This window comes from Brevibacillus fortis, from assembly GCF_003013395.1.
In the GTDB taxonomy this organism is placed as follows: Bacteria; Bacillota; Bacilli; order Brevibacillales; family Brevibacillaceae; genus Brevibacillus; species Brevibacillus fortis.
Map to the genome: position 1 here is coordinate 102,824 of NZ_PXZM01000038.1, position 20,524 is coordinate 123,347.

The window sequence follows — 20,524 nt, forward strand, 5'->3', positions numbered from 1 at the left end:
CCGCTTGGTGCAAAAAAAAAGATCACTTGCTACAACTTGAATGTATCATATTTAACAATATCTTGCAAGTTACCCCAAGCCACTCATGATCGAGCGGCACGTCTATGTAATTCGTTTCGTAGCTCCTCTAGTGTCACCACATGTGTAATGGAACGAAACACAATCTCTCCATCAATCTCGACTACTGGAATGATAAACATCATTTCCTCATGCAAGACTGGATCACTTTCAATATCAACGATGCGCATACGAAGGGGGAACTCCTCCGCGAGACTGCGGATGTAGAGCCCCACCTCATCGCACAGATGGCATTTATTTCGTCCGTACACAACAATTTCAAAAGTCTTTTCATTCATTACTATTAAAACCTCTTTCGTTTCGCAGACGATGGGATCAGCATCTCTTCCCGGTACTTGGCAACCGTGCGGCGGGAGATTTCAATCCCTTCTGTAAGCAGCATTTCACCCAGCTTTTGATCAGATAACGGAGACTTACGATCTTCTTGCTCGATCAGCGCTTTGATTCTGCGCTTCACACTCTCAGAAGAAGTCGCTTCCCCGCTGGAAGTAGAGAGTGCTGACGTAAAGAAATACTTCAGCTCAAAAATTCCGCGCGGTGTCTGAACGTATTTGTTGCTGGTTGCCCGACTGATCGTCGATTCGTGCAGGCTAACCCGCTCTGCTATTTCCTTTTGTGTCATCGGCTTTAAATAATGAATCCCCCGATCAAAAAACTCCCGTTGCATATCGAGAATGGCCTGCGTTACGCGCATGAGCGTCATGCGGCGCTGCTCCAGACTTTTTGCCAACCACATAGCGGCATTCAGCTTATCATGAATGAACTGTTTGGCTTCATCCTGACTTTTTTGTTGGCTCAGCATTTTTTCATAGAAGCTATTGATTTTCAGCCGCGGTGCAGCGACATCATTGACCAATACCACATAATCATTCCCGACTTTCTCTACCGTCACATCTGGAATGACATATCTTGTCTCTACGGTGGAAAAGGCCGCCCCTGGGCGCGGATTCAGCGTACGGATCAGGTCTGCCATCGCCTGCACCTCTTGTGGCGTGCAGCCGATTTTGTCTGCGATCCGCTGATAGCGATTGTCCGCTAAATCTTGCAGGTGGTTGCGAACGACCTGAACGATCTTTTCGTCATCGAGGGCCAAATGCCCGAGCTGCAGCAAAAGACATTCTTCTAGGCTGCGTGAAGCTACTCCTACCGGATCAAAATGCTGCAAAACGGACAATACATCCTCAATCTCGAGCACTTCAGCACCTAGGCGCGCACTCGCTTCCTCCAGAGTAATCTCCAAATATCCCTTCTCATCCAGGTTCCCGATCAAAAAGAGAGCGATCTGTTTTTGCAGCGACGAGAATCCTTTTACATAGCCGAGTTGTCGCTCCAGATGTTCGTACAGCGTTTCCGCACCTTGCTGGACGTAATCCAGCGGATTGTAAGTGCTTTCATTTTTCGACGAAGGGTACTCACCTGTCGCACGATTGCCCACAATTTCTTTCCAGTCAATCTCAGGAGCTGGTTTCTCTGCTTTTGCAGAAGCGACTTCTCCAGCCACTTCAAGGTCGAAAACAGGATTTTCATTTGCCTGATCCTGCAAATAGGAGATGAGATCAATGGCTGAATACTGCAATATGGTAATCGCTTGGCGTAGTTCCGGCGTCATCACTAATTTCAGTGTTTGTTCTTGAAATAACCCCAATCCCATGTTCATGAAGCTCGCCTCCTTCGCACTTGCTCTTGCTGCTCGATGACTCTTTATTTTCATTATATTCGTTCTCTCATGCAATTTTCCTGCCAATTTGATGAAGCAGAGCACAAAAAATGTCGAAAGATCTTCACCAAAGGACTTTTTCACTCTCGCTTACCTTATCGCTAGTTTTTTTACGTTGAACTACTTTTTTTCGTTTGCATTGAGATTCTCGATGTTTTATAATAAAAGTTGTCGTCACAATATACGCCTGTAGCTCAGTGGATAGAGCAATGGTCTCCGGAACCATGTGCGGGGGTTCGATTCCCTTCAGGCGTACCATACGTGCAAACAAAAAGCGATCTCTTGGATTTCAAGAGGTCGCTTTTTTATGTTGAATCCCAGATGAAAACAAAAAAACAGCCCGATTAAGGACTGTTTTTCTTGCGTTACATTTATTGGTTAAAAATAGCTTTGAAAGAATAAGGGATTGGTTCTATTGGTCTATTATCTAATATTGCATTTGGCGTCCCCAGATAAATGCTGTACTGGCCTTCTTCCGGGATATCTACTGAAAAAGATGTATTACCTTTGGTAACAACTCTATGTAGAAACGCTCCTGTTGGCTTTCTCACCAAGATTGTAATCGGCTCAGAACTTGATGACAGGGTGCTGAATGCAAAATTAAACTTTCCTGGTTTTGCGTAAAAATTAAAATAATCAGAATCTCTATAGTGATTAATCGCAGCTGTGTATGAAACATTCGAATTAATATATGGAGCGAATGCAACACTATCATTTGGTTCATATGGATCGGTTACAGAAGCGGCTGCTTTTTGGGTAGACTTCATATTTTTAGCTGGTTCTGCTGCAAATGCTGAAGCAGATGCTGATAAAGCTACTGCGAGTGTCAACAAGCTAACTACGACTTTTTTCATGAATGTTGCCTCCTAATAACTTGGTACGGAATTGTGAGTATTTGTAAGTGATCTTATTGATTAAAAATGGCTTTAAATGTATAAGGCATAGGAGTTATTGGGGTCGAATCGAAAGCTGCATCTGCGGATACAATATAGATGTAATAACTCCCTTCTTCTGGGATATTTACTGATAAAGTTGTATTGCCCTTAATACGAAATTGGCTTTTTATTGTCTCTCCGCCTTGTTTTCTCACCAAGATGTCAATCGTGTGGTTACTTGCAGATAATCTACTGAATGCCAATGTAAAATCTCCAGGTTTCGCATAAAAATTAAAATAGTCAGCATCTCTATTGTGATTAATCGCTGCAGTATATGCGGTATTCGCATTAATATAAGGAGCAAATGCAGGACTGTCATTTGGTTCATATGGATCGGTCACCGAAGCAGCAGCTTTTTGGGAAGACTTCATATTTTTAGCTGGTTCTGCTGCAAATGCGGAAGCAGATGCGGATAAAGCTACTGCGAGGGTCAACAAACTAACTACAACTTTTTTCATGAGCAATCGCTCCCCTTTTATCAATTAATCGAGTAACTTTTTATTACTGATTAAATATTGCTTTGAATGTGTACGGAATTGGCGTAATTGGGATCGTTGGATTAAAACCTCCATCGTAATGGGCAATTAGAATCTTATAATTTCCTTCCACTGGGAGGTTTGCTGAGAAGTTAATGTTTGCCTTCCCATTCACATACTTTAACGTCTTCATATCTGGTGTAAAGATAGTGATATCTACAACCTTAGAGTCAGAAGATAATTTACTTAATGCAAATTTAATTTCACCTGGTTTTGCGTAAAAATTATAATAGTCAAAATCTTTATTGTGAGAGATCGCTGAAGTATATGAAACATTCGAATTGATGTAGGAAGCAAATGCAGGATCATCATTTGGCTCATAAGGATCATTTGCCGAGGCAGCTTTTTGAGATGATTTCGAGATTTTTACAGGTTCTGCAGCCAGTGCAGATACAGAAGCAGATAATACGAGTGACAGGCTCAATAGACTTGCTACGACTTTTTTCACGAATAAATCCCTCCAAAAGCTGTGATAATAGGTACTATTATTTTTTACCATTTTATAACTCAATTGTAAATATTAGTTTTGTAAAATTTTGCAATAATTTGGTGATTAAGCAAGAATAAACTCGACATTTATCGATTTTTGCTATTCCTCATATATTTGGGGGACCATGCACAAGAAATCCCTTCACGATTAATTCCATCGATTATCATAATTGTAAACTCTACTAATGTTTACCATATTTAAAGCGTTTTGTAAATTCGATATTTGTAATATTTTGTAATAAATTGCTGAATGGTGAATACGAAAAAACCCTGGAGCATTACTTTCCTCCAGGGTTCTCACTCAACTATAGATAAACACACTTCGATTACCTACTGATGATTCCTCGTTTTATACAACAGATAAACAAAAAACGGCGCTCCAATCGCTGCGGTAAAAATCCCTGCTGGCAAATCATGCGGTAAAAACACCGTTCGCCCAATTAAATCAGCCAAAACGACGAGCATCCCGCCTAAAACAGCGGAAGCCGGGAGCAAGTAGCCATACGCAGAGCCAACTAGCCTGCGCGCAATGTGTGGAGCCATCAAACCGATAAAACTGATTCCTCCCGCCACACCAACCGCGGCACCTGCCAGTGCCACACTGATCGCAATCAAGAGCAACCGTTTCTTATCAATCGCTACGCCGATGCCTTTGGCGATATCATCACCGAGCTCCTGCGCATTCAAATAACGAATTTGGAAAATCGTAGCCACGAGAAACAAAACCGTCCACGGAAGCAACGTCATGACATTTACCCAAGACATACCGTACACCGTTCCAGTCATCCACCCGAGTGCGTTTGAGGCTTTGTGGGTTTGGGTGATCACCAGAAAAAAGATGGTCAAAGCCCCCATGCCTGCTGAGATACATACACCGACAAGCGCGAGGCGAAAAGGAGAGACCCCTTCCTTCCACGCAGTTAGATACGTAAGCGTAGCGGTAAATAATCCACCAATCAAGGCCACTAATGGCATCCATTGGACACTTACATCTTTTGCGAATGTGATAAATGCAACTGCTGCTGCCGTTGCTCCTGCTGTAGTCCCGATCAAATCAGGCGAAGCTAACGGATTTCGCACCAAGGACTGCAGGATGGCCCCCGATACTGCTAGGGAAGCCCCCACCATGACCGAAACGACAACGCGAGGCAACCGCCAATCGAGCACGATCAATTCATTCTGTTCACTGCCCGCTCCCACAAAAGCTTTGATGACTTCCCACACAGGAATATGCAAACTTCCTAAGCCAATACTCAATACAATCACAACAGATAACAGCAAAAATAGGATGAAATTAATTCCTAACGCCCGCTTATTTACATGAAACGAGAGCGCCGGTTTTTTGGTCCGAATGACTATATGTCTATGCATACGCCCTCCCCCTGACCAGCGGAATGATAAAAGCCACTCCGATCATGGCGGTTGCTACGCCTACTGGTACTTCCAAACGCATAGGCATCAATACAAGACGAGAAAGCAAATCAGCGCAAACCAGAAAAGCTCCGCCGAAGACAAGCGAATATGGAATCAACCATCGATGATCAAGGCCGACTAAAAAACGGCAAAGATGCGGTATGATGATGCCTACAAATGCAATCGGTCCAGCGAGCGCGACACTCCCACCTGCCAAGAGCACCACGATCAATATCGCTGTAGCTTTTACCAAGATAATCTTTTGGCCAAGGCCAGTCGCTACATCATCACCAAGTACCATCAAGTTTAATGAGCCGGTCAGTAGCATAGCGCCTAACCAGCCTACAATCAGATAAGGAATAATCATGAAAAGATGATCGAGCTGTCTTCCCTCCACGGAACCAATTAACCAGTAAAACGCCTCGGTCATCGTCTTTTCTTGCAGCAGCATGAACAAAGAAGTCACAGACGAAGCAAAAGCAGCTACTGCTGCACCCGAAAGTGTCAGCTTGATCGGAGTCATGCCTCCCCGCCCAGCGGAAGCCAACCCGTACACAAGCACAGCAGTTACACCCGCTCCGATAAACCCTGCCCACATCATTTGCGACACCGGGAATTGCGAGCCAAAAACAGCAATTGTCGTCACAATAGCTGCTGCAGCTCCAGCGTTCACACCGATAAGCGATGGGGAAGCCAAAGGGTTGCGAGTCAACGCCTGCAACAAAACACCTGCTACAGCGAGACTGCTCCCCACTGCTACCGCTGTCAGTGTACGCGGCATTCGGGAAGTCGTAATAATCAAATGTTCCTCCGAACCTGAGAATTGGGTGTATGCCTCTACTGCGGTAGTGAGCGAATACTGATTGATTCCGAAAAGAATGCTAGCTACCATCACCACAGCTAAGACGACTAATCCTATAAAGAGTACAGTAGTCTTTTGCAGACAACTGGACAAAATCACATTCACGCCTGTCCCCTTCTTTCAGTTGCATTCTACCTATTCTGTCTATTTCATATATGGTAAGGAACGGTGTTAATTTCTCCCACCAATCAGTGTAAGCTTGGAGATAAGGCAAGTCAATGATATTGATTTTTATTATCATACTTGGAAAAATATGTTGACACATCGTCATATAAGCATATACAGTAGTGGAGAAAAATGATAATCATTATCAGTTAAAAGGGGGATTTTCCATCATGCGCAAAACTTCCTTGCGTTTGATGCTGGGGGCAATGCTGTCCGTTGTGATGCTCGTAACAGGTTGCGGAGGACAAGCAACACCTTCATCCAGCTCGTCTTCTTCTACTCCAGCGGCATCATCAACTACACCAGCACCTACACCGGCAGCGACTGAAGAGAGAGAAGTAAAACACTTCATGGGGTCGACAAAAATAAAAGGGACTCCTCAGCGTGTCGTCGCTCTCACCAGTGAAAGCACAGAAGCCGTTCTCGCATTAGGGATTACGCCAGTTGGGGCTGTCATGAGTGGTCTGGGTAAACCTGGTGATCCATGGCATCCACATATTAAAGAAAAAATGAAGGACGCAGTTGAATTGGGTGACGAGAACCAACCAAACGTTGAGCTGATCGCCAGCCTGAAGCCAGATCTGATTCTGGGAACAAAAGGACGCCAAGGGCAAGAAAAGGTATACGCTCAGCTTTCCGCAATTGCCCCAACCGTCTTCTCTGAGGATCTCGTAGGCAGATGGAAAATCAACTTTGCCCTTTACTCCGAAGCTCTGAACAAAAAGGCTGAAGGCGACAAGCTGATGGCTGATTTTGATAAGAAGATTGAAGATGCGAAAGGAAAGCTTGGTGACAAGACGAAAACAAAAGTCTCTGTCGTTCGTTTCGTAGCAGGCAGAACTCGTCTTTACTTGAAAGATACTTTCTCTGGCGTCGTTCTGAGTCAACTCGGCTTTGCTCGACCAGCCTCCCAAGACATCGATGAGTTTAAAAAAGACATTCCAAAAGAGCTCATGGCTGAAATGGATGGCGACGTCATGTTTTACTGGATCGGCGATTATTCCGGTGATGGATCTGCCAATAAATACACCGAGGAATGGATGAAAGATCCGCTCTATCAAAAGCTGAATGTAGCGAAAAATAACAAAGCATTCCAAGTTGACGAAGTGATCTGGAACGTAGGCGGCGGTATTCTTTCTGCTGAACTACTTGTTGATGACATCGTAGAACGCTTCTCCAAACTGTAGGTAATATACTTTCCGATACCGTCAATAAAGCAGGAGTGGTTAAGATAACCACTCCTTTTCTTTTGCCTCATGGCATTATTGATCGAGTTCCTTATTCCCCGTATCCTTACTGGGCAGAATCGGATCTATTTGTTCAGGTTTACGCGAATAAGCTTTGTTTGTAACCAATATCGTCGCACCGATGATGATGATAAAAATAAGCACCAACGCAACGATAAAACCCGTTGTCATGCATACACCCCCGATTTTTTTCTAACTCTCATTATAGCTGATTTCCATGCGAGTCAGAACCTTCATGCATAACCATTCATTATGCACTAACAAACTATTCCAAATTAATTGATAGGAAAATGGCTCCTATATCTCGAATAGTTACGACAACGCTATCTCATTCAAATACTTGATAGACTATGCGGGGGAAATCTGATGAACAAGCTTAATACCCCTTTCTCATGGAAAAAGAAACGATCGAAAAAGGAACTCACACAAGTGTTGTTTCCAGATCAAATATTAAAAGCATTTTTTCACTTTACGACGGATGCCATCTCGATTAGTGATCTCGATAACAATATCGTCTTGGTAAATCATGCTTTTGAGCAATACTACGGTTGGTCCATGGAGGAGATTTACGCTTCACCGCTTTGCTTTATTCCAGACGAGTACAGAAGTGAGACCAAACAGTTATTTGATGCGGTCAGGAGCATGGGTGTTTTATTAACCAATTATGAAACGATCAGGCAGCGAAAAGATGGCAGTAAGATGGATGTCATTCTGTCTGCAGCTCCGATTAAAGACGAAACGGGAAAAATTATTGGAGCTTCCTGCATCACCCGTGACATTTCCGATCGCAAAAAAATTGAAGAGGCCTTGCGTCAAACCGAAGCCAAATATCGTCTCCTCATCGATCATACCCAGGATATCGTGACGATTTATGATTTATCCATGCGACGCATCTATGCATCCCCATCAATCGAGCAATTGGGATTTGTTCCAGCCGAGGTTACCTCCCCTAACAATCTGCAACTCACACATCCAGAAGATATCCCTCTGTTCCAGGACAAATTTCAAGAGATCATGGCAACAAAACAACCCGTCCATTTCGAGATGCGCTGTATGGATAAGAATGGAAGTGAGGCCTCCTTCGAAACACGTGGTATCCCCATTCTAAGCGCGGAAGGGGACGTCCAAAACATTATGTTAGTCTCGCGTAATGTCACGGAACGCAAATACTCTGAGGCTGCCTTGTTTAAAAGCGAGAAAACGAACAAAATCATCTCGGAATACACAGATGATCTCATTCTAATTACAGACAAACACGGAGATATCCTCTATCTCTCCCCTTCTCATTCACGCGTAATCGAAACGAGTGAAAATTGCCGTCAGCTCACCTTTGCTGACATTCATCCAGAAGATCGCCAGACTGTCATTGACCACTTTCATCATTTGCTGGCGACCCAAGAACCAAAGATATGCGAGTTCCGTTTCCAAACGAAAAATAACAAATGGATCGTTCTCGAATCAAAGGGTACCCCCATCCTGACAAAAACGGGAGATTGTGATGGCTTTATCATCGTATCGCGGGATATTACAGAACGCCGAAATAACGAGGAGTTATTTCGGAAGGCTGAGAAGCTGTCCGTGATTGGGGAGCTGGCTGCTGGAATCGCCCATGAGATTCGCAATCCGCTCACATCCTTGAAGGGCTTTATCCAATTTCTTTATCCGAGCATGAATGATAACCAACAGTACGCTGATATCATGCTCTCTGAACTGGACCGGATCAATTTTATTGTGAGTGAATTGCTAGTCTTGGCAAAGCCACATAGCATTCAAATCAAGCATCTTCCGCTCATCCCTTTGCTGGAAAGCGTCTTGGCACTATTGAGCTCGGAAGCAAATTTGAAAAACATCGATTTCCGTACCGCATTTGCTTACCATCCAATCATTGAAGGAGAAGAGAACCAGCTCAAGCAGGTCTTTATCAACATCATTAAAAATGCGATCGAAGCGATCGAAGGACATGGTGAGGTTCATCTTGCCACCTCTTTAAAAGACAATCATCAGGTGCTCATTTCGCTCACAGATACTGGCTGTGGAATCTCCGAAGAAATGATTCACAAGCTGGGTGCCCCCTTTTTCACAACAAAAGAAAACGGAACAGGTCTTGGCCTCATGATCAGCAGCAAAATCATGAAAGACCATAACGGCAGCCTGGAAATTAAAAGCAGAGAGCACGAAGGTACAGTGGTAGAGATTACACTGCCGATTGTACAGGACGAAATTGGGTCATCCTAGAAAGGTCTACATCCCATCATCAGTGGAGGTGCCCTATGGATTTCACAAAAATGAGCACGAGTGAGTTCGTGGCCAAAATTCGCGAATCCCAAGCGAAAAACCTGCGAAACAGACAACATCAAGGCTATGGTCATCCGGAACAGCGTCTGCCTAGCAAGCAACGAGTATAACCAAGCAAAAACCCACCTGCGGGCTCACTCCCGGGCCAGGTGGGTTTTTTGCTTGTTATTGTGGATCTTGCTTATTCAGGTTACGATCTCTTTCGGACTTTTGCTTCTGGGTGCCTTGCGTCTTGCTGCTGTGTCCTTGGTTACCGCCATTTTTCGTATTTCGATTGTTTGACATCAGAATCCCTTCCTTTTCATTCTGGTCTTCATGCCAAACGTAGTATGTCCCAAACAGCTCATTCATAATGAAGAATTACTTCGCTTCACCCATGAATACTTTCTTGCCATCTTCATACTTGTACACGTATACGGAAGCAAAGTCGTTGTCGCCTTTTTCGTTGAACGTTACGTTGACGAATTTACCTTTGTAATCTTTGGTTTTGTGAACAGCTTCCAGCACTTGTTCACGAGTTGGCTTTTTGCCACCGTTTGCTTTGATCGCTTCTTCCAGACCGTTCAGCATAACGCCCATGGAGTCATAACCAAACGAAGTGAAGATCCCTACCTTGTTGCCAGTCGCGCTCTCGAAGTCAGTGATCCATTTCTTACCTTCTTCGGTAGCACCAATATCGCCAACAGTAGAAGTAAAGACTACGTTATTGGCATTGTCCGCACCAGCAATTTTCACCATGTCAGCGGAGTCGTAGCCATCGCCACCCATGAAGACACCTTTGAAGCCTTTTTCACGTGCTTGCTTCACGATGATCCCTGCATCAGAGTAATATCCACCGAAGTAGATCATCTCTGGATTTTTCGCAAGGATTTGAGTCATGATCGCACTATAATCCTTCTCTCCTGCTGTTACCCCTTCAAAGCCGAGAACTTGTACACCGTCTTTTTCAAATTGCTTTTTCACTTCTTCCGCAAGACCTTGCCCATAAGCAGCCTTATCATGCATGACGAAAGCCGTTTTTACATTCAACTGATTTTTGGCAAAAACAGCGGCCTTGGAGCCTTGTTGATCATCACGCGCACAAATGCGGTGTACGATCTTCTTGCCTTGCTCAGTCAAATCAGATCCCGTTGCGGAAGGAGATACCATCACGAGCTTCTCTTGCTCGTATTGCGCTGCTGCTGTAATTGAAGCACCTGTTGTAGCATGGCCTACTACTCCGACTACATCAGGATTCGAAATCAACATTTGCGCGACTGCTACCCCTTGTTTCGGGTCAGCTTGGTCGTCTTGAGCGGACAATTGAACGTCAAAGCCAAGTGCTTTGAATGCCTCCAACTTTTCTTTCAAGGCATATTCCGCACCAGCTTTTGCTGTGCTTCCATAATCGGAGTACTGTCCAGACATCGGACCAACTACAGCAATCACGAGCTTTTCAGTAGCTCCGCCCGTGCTTCCTCCGCTATTGTTACTCGGCTGTGGTGTCGCGCTCCCAGTACCCGTACCTCCACCGCAGCCCGCGAGCAATGTGCTCAGAGCAAATGTCGCAGCCAGTATCGACAATGATTTCTGTTTTTTCATAGCAAAACATCCCCCTCTTTATTTATGAGCAAACTATGAATCACAATCTTATTGTAGGATATTTTAGAAAATTTGCAATAGAAATCATTGAAAGAAGAATCAATCAAAAAACCTCTATCGCTGTCTGCTAATAGAGGTGTAACACAAGTTGCATGAAGCAAATAGCCACTTCTACGCATAGAAGTGGCTATCTTGATGAGAAGAAACCATTTATTTAGGAATTAATTGGAATGCTCAGCTTGTAAGTGAGTGTTTTTGCATTGTACTCTACTTTTGCACCCAGTTCTTGAGCGATGAATACGAGCGGAACGAGTACTGCTCCGGTCACTGGACGTGGCGGATTTGCTACACTGGTTTCTTTGCCGTTTTTATAAGCAAAGTTTTTGTTTTCGTACATGCGCAGTGCATACTGGTTGTCTTTGGCAATCAGCAGAGATTTGGTCGTGCTATCCCATGCTGCAGTACCACCCAAAGCAATCGCCAATGTACTCGAATTAACATACGCAACACCATTTTCAGTAACGATTTCTTGTGGGAATGGGAACTCCTTACCGTTTAGCTGAACCTTGATTTTTTGTTGCTGTACAGGTGCAGAAGCAGTTTGGGCAAACGCAGCTGTTGCCGCTACACTCCCTGTTAGAAGAGCTGCTGTCAGCATCATTGTCGAAAACTTGCGAAGCATAATAAACACCCCTTAAATATCATGAAATGAATTCCAATTTTGTAAGGTTCGACACAAATCAACTTTTTCCTTCTTTTATATTCCATACATTTCCTATGTAATTCTCTCCCCAAACATGACCAGACTAAGGAAAAAAAATATATCCCACGAACAAATGTTTTTGTGCACAACCTGTGCATAACATTGTGGATAACTTTCGAAAGTGAGGCTTGCCATGGCAGGGGAACGTTTTTTTCTCATTTATCAAGAGGCTAGTGACGATGAATGCTTACTGACCATCGAACCATACAGAGACCAACAGGAGCTGGCGGAAGCCATTAATCAGCTGCAATCCAAACAAGTCGATGAGTATACAATCATCAAGGGAAAAAAGATGAAGGCCACGCTGAAACTCGCCGTCGATTTGACCGAAGCTGATGAGAATTCCAAGGAATGAATGATTTCTTTTTGGAGTAGGTTTAGACAAAGGGAAATTGGCAAACATGGTAGTGAGGGAGCGCACTTATGTGTTTGACCTTCATTGACCTTTTGTGTATGATATTGTTACAAAGAGAGGAGGAAGACTAGATGCATATGAATTTAATTCCAACTGTCATTGAACAGACCAATCGCGGGGAACGTGCTTACGACATTTATTCCCGACTGCTCAAAGACCGCATCATCTTTCTGGGAACCCCAATCAACGACACCGTAGCCAATATCGTTGTGGCACAGTTGTTGTTCCTTCAGGCGGAAGATCCGGAGAAAGACATTCACTTGTACATAAACAGCCCAGGTGGTTCTATTACTGCTGGTATGGCGATTTACGATACTATGCACTTCATCAAGCCTGATGTATCCACCATTTGTATCGGAATGGCTGCTTCCATGGGAGCATTCTTGCTGGCTGCTGGGGCAAAAGGCAAGCGCTTTGCTCTGCCAAACAGTGAAGTCATGATCCACCAACCATTGGGTGGCGCACAAGGACAAGCGAGCGACATTGAGATTGCCGCAAAACGTATTTTGAAGATGCGTGATCATCTGAACACCATTCTGGCTGAACGCACTGGACAGCCTTTGGAGCGCATCCAAAAGGATACCGATCGCGACAACTTCCTCTCTGCCGCAGAAGCTGTAGAGTACGGATTGATTGACAAAGTAATCACTTCCGAACCGTCTTCCAAAAAATAAGAGTTACGTCGTAAAAAAGAAGCACTCGTGCCTGACTACTGGCCGAGTGTTTTTTTGTATGCCGAGCAAACACCAAGAGGCTTCCCTTGGTTTGCTCGGCTTTTTCGATGGATCATTGTAATACTTCCATTAACTGACTGACATAGACCGTCCGGCTATGCCCTGGATTTTTTTCCTCATGCACACGTGCTGTTGACGTTTTTTCGTCTACAGCATCGATCCAAACGGCTTGTCCTTCGTACTCAACTTTGATATGGTCGTCGGAGCTCATAATGGCTTGTGCTCTCGTTACATTCATAAGCGGCTCCGGCTCCCTATTGCTCATTTTCAAGAGCCTGCTTGGCTGACGATGCCCCTGTCATCGTGTCTACACTCGTCTCTTCAATCAGGCCGTTCTGATCGGAAACGATCCCGCCCCCTAGTCCCTCGTTAATCATCCGGTCAATGTCCATATCAAAACAATCGCGGCCTTCGTAACACGTATCACGGTTACTCATGTCTCATTCCTCCTTCATGCAATATACATGGTTAGAAATGCCCTGCACGAAGGGAATTGATACATGGACCTCAACAAAAAAGACACCTCCCTTAAATGGAAAAGTGTCTCTCGTGACTCTATTCTTCCTTGCTTACCAGATTCGTAAGGCTGGTGACTGCCTGGGAGGCATCCGGCCCTTCTGCCAAAATGGTAATTTCCGTTCCAGAGCTGATTGCGAGGCTCATGATACCCATGATGCTTTTCGCATTGACCTTTTTGTTGCCTTTTTCTACGAATACTTCGGATGCAAAACGGTTAGCCTCTTGTACGAAAAAGGCTGCTGGACGAGCCTGCAAACCGGTCTTTAACTGAACCACGACCTGCTGTTGAACCATGAATGGACCTCCTTACTTGTAGACTATTATCCTTTAGTATATCATGCATCTACATCGAAATATTTTGTTTTTCTCGTATTTTGTCAGCGATTTCGTTAATTTTTCGCAAGCGGTGGTTAATGCCCGATTTGCTCACTACTCCGCTCGGCACCATCTCGCCCAATTCTTTCAAATTGATGTCAGGATGAACCAATCGGAGCTCCGCGACCTCGCGCAGACGTTTTGGCAAATTCTCCAATCCCATCTCTTGATCGATGAGCTGAATATTTTCCATTTGTCTGGTGGCTGCATTCACCGTTTTGTTTATGTTGGCGATTTCACAATTGTGTAAACGGTTTACCGAGTTCCGCATGTCCTTTACGATTCGGACGTCCTCGAAATACAGAAGTGCCTGATGAGCCCCAATCAAGCTCAAAAACTCTGTAATCTTCTCGCCTTCCTTAATATAGAGAACATACCCTTTTTTCCGCTCGATGCACTTGGCATTTAGTTTATACCGATTGGCGATCTTGGTCAATGCTTCGCAAAAATCCTGATAGGAAGTGAAAATCTCCAGATGATAGCTGGATGCCTCTGGATGATTAACCGATCCCCCCGCCAAAAAAGCACCCCGCAAATAAGCAGCGCGGCAACAGGACTTTTTCACGATATCAGGAGCGATTCCTGGGATAAACGACAGGCTTTGATCCATTATCCCCAAGTCTTGCAAGATCTCATTGGCCTTATTCGGAATACGCACAATGTAGACGTTGTTCTTTTTCAGACGCATTTTTTTGCGAACCAGCAGTTCAGCGTGTATCTGAAACAACCTCTTGATTAACGTGTAAATGCGTCGGGCAATCGCCGCGTTCTCTGTTGTCACATCCAGCACCAGTCGTCCGGCTCCAAACTGCAGACTTCCATTCATCCGAATCAAGGCTGAGAGCTCTGCCTTGCTGCAGCAATCGGCACCCTCCGTCATGGTAAGTTCTTTTTTGGTATGCGCGGCGAATGACATCGACTTCACTACTCCTTCTCTATCTTCAGCACCTTCCGACTTCGTTTGACGAGTGACACAACCTGCTTGCTGACAGCATGTGCATCATGACGTAGGTAACCATCCTCAAATGTGACTAACGGCTTCGCCACCACATGCAAACCGAGCTGGCGCAATTTCTTTAAGTCACATCGGACAGGAGCTGCTCCCTTTTCCGCATATTTGTCCAATACATGGGCAGGCAGCTCGGCTGAATTGACAATGATCGTATCCAGAAATGGTCTATCTACATGTTCATACATAACATTCACGTGTCTGGATGCAGAAAAACCATCTGTCTCCCCCGGTTGTGTCATGACATTGCAAATGTAGATTTTCGGGGCTTGTGCGCGTGTAATCGCTTCAAATAACCCACGTACTAATATATTGGGCAGGATGCTCGTGTACAAGCTGCCAGGCCCAATCAAAATGGCATCCGCCTCGGCAATAGCCATCAGGGCTTCGCTCAGAGGAACAGCGTCCTCCGGATCGAGGAACACCCGCTTGATTTCTTTGCCAGTCAACGGTATTTGGGATTCTCCGATTACGAGAGATCCATCTGTCATTTCCGCTTTCAACTGAATCGATTGCGTGGAAGCAGGCAATACATCTCCACGCACTGCCAAAACCCCGCTTAATGTTTTGACTGCGGTGACAAAATCTCCAGTGATTTCATTCATCGCTGCAAGTAATAGATTTCCCAAATTATGCCCTGCTAATCCCGTGCCTGTGGAAAAACGATACTGCATAACTTTTTCCATCAACGGCTCTGTATCGGCCAGAGCAGTCAAAACGTTTCGAATGTCGCCAGGTGGAAGCATATCCATTTCTTCACGCAAACGTCCAGAGCTTCCCCCATCGTCTGCTACGGTAACAATCGCTGTGATATGCACCGGCTCATGTTTTAAACCGCGTAGAAGGACGGACAGACCCGTTCCTCCGCCAATGACGACTAACCGTAATGGCCTTGACTGTAGCCTCCCGACTCCCTTAGTAGGCATATGTCACCTCATTAGTTCTAATACATATACCACAGGTGGCTTTTTATACACGCTTCAGTCTTTCCTGCCATCTTATGCTCATTTGTTCTTTTCCATGTCTCGATGACTGACACGGACAGAAAAATCTTTACCAAAGGTTTCTCCCAAATGTTCTGCAATGGCCACCGAGCGATGCTTGCCACCGGTGCATCCAATTCCTATCACAAGTTGACTTTTTCCTTCTCGCTGGTAATGCGGCAGGGTGTACCCCAAAAAGTCTGTAAGCTTTTCTAAAAATTCCTTTGTGTCCTTGTGCTGCATCACATACTCTGCCACTTCTGGATCACATCCTGTTTTCGGACGCAAATCCTCCACATAATGCGGGTTAGGCAAAAAACGGACATCGAACATCAAGTCAGCGTCTATCGGTGCGCCGTATTTGAAACCAAACGACAATACATTAATCGTAAGTGGTGATCCTTGTTGACCGTATTGGCTGATGATTTTTTCTCGAAGCTGAACTGGCTTCATTTGACTCGTATCGATAATCTGATGCGCCCAGCCCTTCATTTCCTCCAACAAGCGGCGCTCAGCGTGAATTCCTTCCAAAGGGGAACCGTTCGGGGAAAGCGGATGTCTGCGACGTGTTTCCTTATAACGGGAAACCAATGTCTGATCGTTCGCATCCAGATAAAGGATGTGGTACGATAATCCATTCATCTGATTGAGGCTCTCCATGGTTACGGCTAGATTTTCAAAAAACTCACGCCCTCGCAAGTCAATCACCAATGCGACTCGCTCAATACTCCCACCAGACTGTTTGACCAACTCAGCAAATTTGGGAATCAGTACAGGGGGTAGGTTGTCTACACAAAAAAAACCCAGGTCCTCCAAGCTTTGTACAGCAACTGTCTTTCCCGCACCTGACATTCCGGTAATAATCAGGAGATTCATGGCCTTGTCGTTTCCCAATTCCGTCACGCAACTCGCCTCCTACGATTCTGACAATAGCATACCATATTGTCCACCTTATTCGCACCTTTTTGAACTGCTTCCCCTGTTTTTCCAATGACGTCTTCAACAGGCGTACAAGCGTTTTTAGAAAAAAAGATGCGTGACTGAATGCCAGCCACGCAACAATTGTTTATATAGATAAGGGGGTCAATTCATTGTCTATAGATTACCTTTGAATTATTTCACCCATGTTACAAGCAGGTTAAGAGATTGTGACATTTTGTTCCTTTAGCTTTTCATTCAGCTCTTCTACATAGTGCTGAGCAGATTGAGCAGCGATAGAACCGTCTCCAGTAGCTGTCACGACTTGACGCAGCATTTTTTCGCGTACATCTCCTGCTGCAAAAACACCTTTTACTTTGGTGTTCATTTTTTCGTCTGTCAGTACGTAGCCTGCGTCGTTGGTGATGCCCAGTGGACGTACGCTTGCAGTCAATGGGTCCATACCTACGTAGATGAATACCCCATCCGCTGGGAATTCTTTTTGTTCACCTGTTTTGGCGTTTTCCAAGAGCACCGCTTGTACTTTGCCTTCACCACGGATCTCTCTTAGTTCTGTATCCCAGATCACTTCGATTTTTTCGTTATCGAAAGCACGTTTTTGCAGGATCTTCTGTGCACGGAACTGATCACGACGGTGTACGATCGTCACTTTGGAAGCGAAGCGAGTAAGGAATACAGCCTCTTCCACCGCGGAGTCTCCTCCACCCACAACCACCAGTTCTTTATTGCGGAAAAATGCACCGTCGCAAACCGCGCAGTAAGAAACACCACGGCCGGACAATTCTTTTTCGCCTTGTACACCGAGCAAACGATGCTCTGCCCCAGTCGCCACAATGACAGATTTGGTCAAGTACTCCTTGTCACTTGTGATAACGCGTTTGTACGGCTCTTCATCACGGATTTCTTTGATTTCGCCATATGCATACTCCGCACCGAATTGCTGTGCATGTTCAAACATTTTTGTAGAGAGATCAGGGCCAAGAATGGAAGTGAAGCCAGGGTAGTTCTCGATATCTTCCGTGTTGGCCATTTGACCGCCTGGGATTCCTCTCTCCAGCATCAATGTGCTCATGTTCGCACGGGATGTATATACAGCAGCCGTCATTCCGGCAGGGCCAGCTCCGGCGATAATGACATCATAAATTTTTTGATCGCTCATGCTTGTTGCCTCCTCATCTCACACAGTTTTGTTTCCTTATTTAAATTAATTATAATGTAATAATCTATTTAAAATCAAGTGTGGACAAAACTTTGACGCACTTTGCCAAAGTAGCGGCAGAAATGCCGTATTTTTGAGCAAGAAGGGCTTGCGACTGTTTTTCGTTCGTGATCGTTCCGTATACATATTCCAATGCTGCGACCCACGCTACTTCTTTTCGCACTTGTACACGACTTTGGGCATATTCATGATGCTTACGCCATACATCAAGGCACCATTCTCCAGCCTCTTGATTGCCCTGCGAGAGCAAATAATGACGTATGCCTTCTTCTACACTGCTTTCCAGCTCGTCCGACTTAGGCATGCCATTTGTGCCAGCTGGTGTTTCTTCCGGCATCTCTGCACCCATATCAGCCAAAGCCAGCAAGGCTAGCTTTTGTAGCTGTTGATTGTCCGTCTGGTAATAAAATTGACGGACCGCTGTTTCAGCTTCGTCGTCTCCAATCAGGGACAACGTTTGCAGCACCGCGAATTTGACTTCGTCGCGTCCATGCTGCAAAGCCCAAAGAAGAGAGGCGCGGATCATCGGGTCTGTTTTAAAATCTTCCACTCCCGTGAATGAAGCCTTTTCCCAAGAAACATCACGTTGGGTCGGATTGTATTGGTAGGGGATCGGTTTTATAGTCTCCCCTTCTTGTTCGTTTTTTACCATTTGAATGTATTGATCTGCGATTCCTGCTTCTGGATCTAACTGCTTGGCTTTTTGCCACCAGCGCAGTGCCTGATCCTTTTTCCCGCTCAAATAAGCTGAGATCGCAGCATAGTGGTACGTGCACGCTTCATGCGGCCGTCCATTTCGCAGCATTCGTTGGTAATGGAAATACGCTTCGTCATGCTGACCGAGCACTCCCATTGTTGTTGCGAGCTTATAGGTATTTTCCGGATGGAACGGAACGACCTTTTTCAGCACATCAATCAAGCTCAACAGCTCTGTTGTTTGATTGTGATGGGAGAGCAAAACTGCCAAATTGCACAGGGCATGCAGGTTTCCTTCTTCTTTATCCAGCGTCTCTTCGATTGTCTCCATCGCCTTCTGGAATTCCCCAGCATAATAGTAGGCGAGAGACAAATTGTTCCACGCCGGCAAAAAGTCAGGATCGGCCTCGACGATTTCTTTTAAGGTATCCAGAGCCTCCAGGAAACGTCCCTCTTCCAGACTACGACGAGCTCGTTCGTGTTTGCTGTATACGTCCTCTTTTTCACTTGGGAGGAAATGTCGTGGTGGCATGTCCAGCTCAAAGTAAATATAGTCGAGGAGCTCTTCGGCATCTTCCCGATACGGTCCGGTGCTATCTTCTTGTAAATAACGAACAGCCATTTCTTCTGCCATATGGTAATCTTCCAAGTTGGCATAGTTGTTCGCCATGTAGAAATACACTTCTGTCATGGCTGGATCCCATTTTTCTATCACTTCATAAAGGACTTCATTCGACGATTCAAACTGTCCGGTTTCAGCTAAAGCACTAGCTAAATGGCAATGGCATTCTGCATTCGTCGGCTCCATTTCAACTGCTCGGCGAAATGAACGTAATGCTTTATCATAGTCGTACCGATTTAAACAACGCATTCCCCGGTCAACAAAAAAAGCGGCATCTTGCTTAAAGTCAACGACAGTCGTTCTCTTCAAAATACTTTTGTTATGTTTCATAAAACCTCCAACATCGTAGGAGCTTACACTCCAAGTATCGTACCAGAAGCATCGGCACCCTACAAGCTGACTCGTCTTTTAAAGTGTTTGATCAAATGAGTGTTCAAAAAGTCGACTTTTGAACCACTCTATAAATAAAGCAAGAAACACCACTGGCCCATAGCAAGTGGTGTTTATGAACAAAAATGGAGCGGACGAAGGGTCTCGAACCCTCGACCTTCGCCTTGGCAAGGCGACGCTCTACCAATTGAGCTACGTCCGCATATCTTGTCAACTATTCATATTTTGTCCGATTAAAAAAACTGGTGAGCCATGAAGGACTCGAACCTTCGACCCTCTGATTAAAAGTCAGATGCTCTACCAACTGAGCTAATGGCTCGTACATGGTGGCTCGGGACGGAATCGAACCGCCGACACGAGGATTTTCAGTCCTCTGCTCTACCGACTGAGCTACCGAGCCATATACTTTGTTCGCCACTCTTGAATAAGAATGGCGGAGCTGACGGGACTCGAACCCGCGACCTCCGGTGTGACAGACCGGCGTGAACTCCAACTTCACCACAGCTCCATATAGAAGGCTTGTTCCTTCAAAACTGAATACG

At 45.1% G+C, this 20,524-nt stretch carries 23 protein-coding genes and 5 tRNA genes; 6 read left to right on the forward strand and 22 right to left on the reverse strand.

Annotation, left to right across the window (positions count from 1 at the left end; genetic code table 11):
• Positions 1 to 83 precede the first annotated feature (83 nt).
• Both C7R93_RS22730 and rpoN read right to left on the reverse strand, forming a co-directional pair.
• Entirely contained in the window at positions 84 to 356 is a 273-nt protein-coding gene (locus C7R93_RS22730) for a glutaredoxin family protein (RefSeq protein WP_106840952.1), read from the reverse strand.
• 5 nt (positions 357 to 361) lie between these two features.
• Positions 362 to 1,735, reverse strand: coding sequence for an RNA polymerase factor sigma-54 (gene rpoN, locus C7R93_RS22735; RefSeq protein ID WP_106840973.1), 1,374 nt, complete (start codon positions 1,733 to 1,735; stop codon positions 362 to 364).
• Positions 1,736 to 1,978: 243 nt separating this feature from the next.
• Between rpoN and C7R93_RS22740 the strand changes: the two genes are divergently transcribed.
• Positions 1,979 to 2,053 (forward strand) — tRNA-Arg (locus tag C7R93_RS22740).
• 113 nt (positions 2,054 to 2,166) lie between these two features.
• Here the strand turns inward: C7R93_RS22740 and C7R93_RS22745 are convergent.
• From C7R93_RS22745 to C7R93_RS22765, 5 genes are all read right to left on the reverse strand, one after another.
• Positions 2,167 to 2,649: a hypothetical protein gene (locus C7R93_RS22745; RefSeq protein ID WP_106840953.1), complete on the reverse strand. Its 483-nt coding sequence runs from the start codon at positions 2,647 to 2,649 to the stop codon at positions 2,167 to 2,169.
• Between the two features lie 53 nt (positions 2,650 to 2,702).
• Positions 2,703 to 3,188 carry a hypothetical protein gene (locus C7R93_RS22750; protein WP_106840954.1) on the reverse strand — a complete coding sequence of 162 codons (486 nt, stop codon included), beginning with the start codon at positions 3,186 to 3,188 and terminating at the stop codon, positions 2,703 to 2,705.
• Positions 3,189 to 3,231: 43 nt separating this feature from the next.
• Complete coding sequence (locus tag C7R93_RS22755) at positions 3,232 to 3,714, reverse strand: hypothetical protein (protein WP_106840955.1); 483 nt, start codon at positions 3,712 to 3,714, stop codon at positions 3,232 to 3,234.
• A gap of 371 nt (positions 3,715 to 4,085) precedes the next feature.
• Positions 4,086 to 5,126: a FecCD family ABC transporter permease gene (locus tag C7R93_RS22760; protein ID WP_106840956.1), complete on the reverse strand. Its 1,041-nt coding sequence runs from the start codon at positions 5,124 to 5,126 to the stop codon at positions 4,086 to 4,088.
• Entirely contained in the window at positions 5,119 to 6,135 is a 1,017-nt protein-coding gene (locus C7R93_RS22765) for a FecCD family ABC transporter permease (protein ID WP_106840957.1), read from the reverse strand. The genes C7R93_RS22760 and C7R93_RS22765 overlap by 8 nt, the downstream gene beginning before the upstream one ends.
• Before the next feature lie 230 nt (positions 6,136 to 6,365).
• On the opposite strand from C7R93_RS22765, the gene C7R93_RS22770 reads away from it, so the two are divergent.
• Positions 6,366 to 7,382, forward strand: a complete 1,017-nt coding sequence (locus C7R93_RS22770) for an ABC transporter substrate-binding protein (RefSeq protein ID WP_106840958.1) — start codon at positions 6,366 to 6,368, stop codon at positions 7,380 to 7,382.
• A gap of 75 nt (positions 7,383 to 7,457) precedes the next feature.
• On the opposite strand, the gene C7R93_RS30405 is transcribed toward C7R93_RS22770, so the two are convergent.
• On the reverse strand, positions 7,458 to 7,613 hold the full coding sequence (locus C7R93_RS30405) for a hypothetical protein (protein ID WP_167402496.1): 156 nt from the start codon (positions 7,611 to 7,613) through the stop codon (positions 7,458 to 7,460).
• A 195-nt stretch (positions 7,614 to 7,808) separates the two neighbouring features.
• Between C7R93_RS30405 and C7R93_RS22775 the strand changes: the two genes are divergently transcribed.
• Positions 7,809 to 9,677, forward strand: coding sequence for a PAS domain-containing sensor histidine kinase (locus C7R93_RS22775; protein ID WP_106840959.1), 1,869 nt, complete (start codon positions 7,809 to 7,811; stop codon positions 9,675 to 9,677).
• A gap of 35 nt (positions 9,678 to 9,712) precedes the next feature.
• Complete coding sequence (locus tag C7R93_RS22780) at positions 9,713 to 9,847, forward strand: DUF4023 domain-containing protein (RefSeq protein WP_106840960.1); 135 nt, start codon at positions 9,713 to 9,715, stop codon at positions 9,845 to 9,847.
• Between the two features lie 250 nt (positions 9,848 to 10,097).
• Here C7R93_RS22780 and C7R93_RS22790 read toward each other — a convergent pair whose 3' ends face one another.
• Positions 10,098 to 11,318, reverse strand: a complete 1,221-nt coding sequence (locus C7R93_RS22790; protein WP_106840962.1) for a branched-chain amino acid ABC transporter substrate-binding protein — start codon at positions 11,316 to 11,318, stop codon at positions 10,098 to 10,100.
• A 214-nt stretch (positions 11,319 to 11,532) separates the two neighbouring features.
• Entirely contained in the window at positions 11,533 to 12,000 is a 468-nt protein-coding gene (locus C7R93_RS22795; RefSeq protein ID WP_106840963.1) for a copper amine oxidase N-terminal domain-containing protein, read from the reverse strand.
• 214 nt (positions 12,001 to 12,214) lie between these two features.
• On the opposite strand from C7R93_RS22795, the gene C7R93_RS22800 reads away from it, so the two are divergent.
• Both C7R93_RS22800 and clpP read left to right on the forward strand, forming a co-directional pair.
• Positions 12,215 to 12,436, forward strand: a complete 222-nt coding sequence (locus C7R93_RS22800; RefSeq protein ID WP_167402497.1) for a hypothetical protein — start codon at positions 12,215 to 12,217, stop codon at positions 12,434 to 12,436.
• 131 nt (positions 12,437 to 12,567) lie between these two features.
• Positions 12,568 to 13,170, forward strand: a complete 603-nt coding sequence (gene clpP, locus C7R93_RS22805; protein ID WP_007720441.1) for an ATP-dependent Clp endopeptidase proteolytic subunit ClpP — start codon at positions 12,568 to 12,570, stop codon at positions 13,168 to 13,170.
• Positions 13,171 to 13,282: 112 nt separating this feature from the next.
• Here clpP and C7R93_RS22810 read toward each other — a convergent pair whose 3' ends face one another.
• The 12 genes from C7R93_RS22810 to C7R93_RS22865 all read right to left on the reverse strand — a co-directional run bounded on the left by C7R93_RS22810 (position 13,283) and on the right by C7R93_RS22865 (position 20,490).
• Positions 13,283 to 13,495, reverse strand: a complete 213-nt coding sequence (locus C7R93_RS22810) for an H-type small acid-soluble spore protein (RefSeq protein ID WP_412679425.1) — start codon at positions 13,493 to 13,495, stop codon at positions 13,283 to 13,285.
• Positions 13,485 to 13,667, reverse strand: coding sequence for a hypothetical protein (locus C7R93_RS22815; RefSeq protein ID WP_106840965.1), 183 nt, complete (start codon positions 13,665 to 13,667; stop codon positions 13,485 to 13,487). The genes C7R93_RS22810 and C7R93_RS22815 overlap by 11 nt, the downstream gene beginning before the upstream one ends.
• A 118-nt stretch (positions 13,668 to 13,785) precedes the next feature.
• A complete protein-coding gene (locus C7R93_RS22820; protein WP_048034964.1) occupies positions 13,786 to 14,043 on the reverse strand; it encodes an HPr family phosphocarrier protein in 258 nt (85 codons plus the stop codon).
• Positions 14,044 to 14,092: 49 nt separating this feature from the next.
• Entirely contained in the window at positions 14,093 to 15,040 is a 948-nt protein-coding gene (gene whiA, locus C7R93_RS22825) for a DNA-binding protein WhiA (RefSeq protein WP_106840966.1), read from the reverse strand.
• 8 nt (positions 15,041 to 15,048) lie between these two features.
• Positions 15,049 to 16,059 carry a gluconeogenesis factor YvcK family protein gene (locus tag C7R93_RS22830; protein ID WP_106840967.1) on the reverse strand — a complete coding sequence of 337 codons (1,011 nt, stop codon included), beginning with the start codon at positions 16,057 to 16,059 and terminating at the stop codon, positions 15,049 to 15,051.
• Positions 16,060 to 16,137: 78 nt separating this feature from the next.
• Positions 16,138 to 17,019, reverse strand: a complete 882-nt coding sequence (gene rapZ / locus C7R93_RS22835; protein ID WP_106840968.1) for an RNase adapter RapZ — start codon at positions 17,017 to 17,019, stop codon at positions 16,138 to 16,140.
• A gap of 235 nt (positions 17,020 to 17,254) precedes the next feature.
• Positions 17,255 to 18,214, reverse strand: coding sequence for a thioredoxin-disulfide reductase (gene trxB / locus C7R93_RS22840; RefSeq protein WP_106840969.1), 960 nt, complete (start codon positions 18,212 to 18,214; stop codon positions 17,255 to 17,257).
• A 64-nt stretch (positions 18,215 to 18,278) separates the two neighbouring features.
• Positions 18,279 to 19,922: a tetratricopeptide repeat protein gene (locus C7R93_RS22845; RefSeq protein ID WP_106840970.1), complete on the reverse strand. Its 1,644-nt coding sequence runs from the start codon at positions 19,920 to 19,922 to the stop codon at positions 18,279 to 18,281.
• A 186-nt stretch (positions 19,923 to 20,108) separates the two neighbouring features.
• Positions 20,109 to 20,184, reverse strand: a tRNA-Gly gene (locus C7R93_RS22850).
• Positions 20,185 to 20,225: 41 nt separating this feature from the next.
• Positions 20,226 to 20,301, reverse strand: a tRNA-Lys gene (locus tag C7R93_RS22855).
• A 5-nt stretch (positions 20,302 to 20,306) separates the two neighbouring features.
• Positions 20,307 to 20,382, reverse strand: a tRNA-Phe gene (locus C7R93_RS22860).
• Between the two features lie 31 nt (positions 20,383 to 20,413).
• Positions 20,414 to 20,490, reverse strand: a tRNA-Asp gene (locus tag C7R93_RS22865).
• Positions 20,491 to 20,524: the final 34 nt, after the last annotated feature.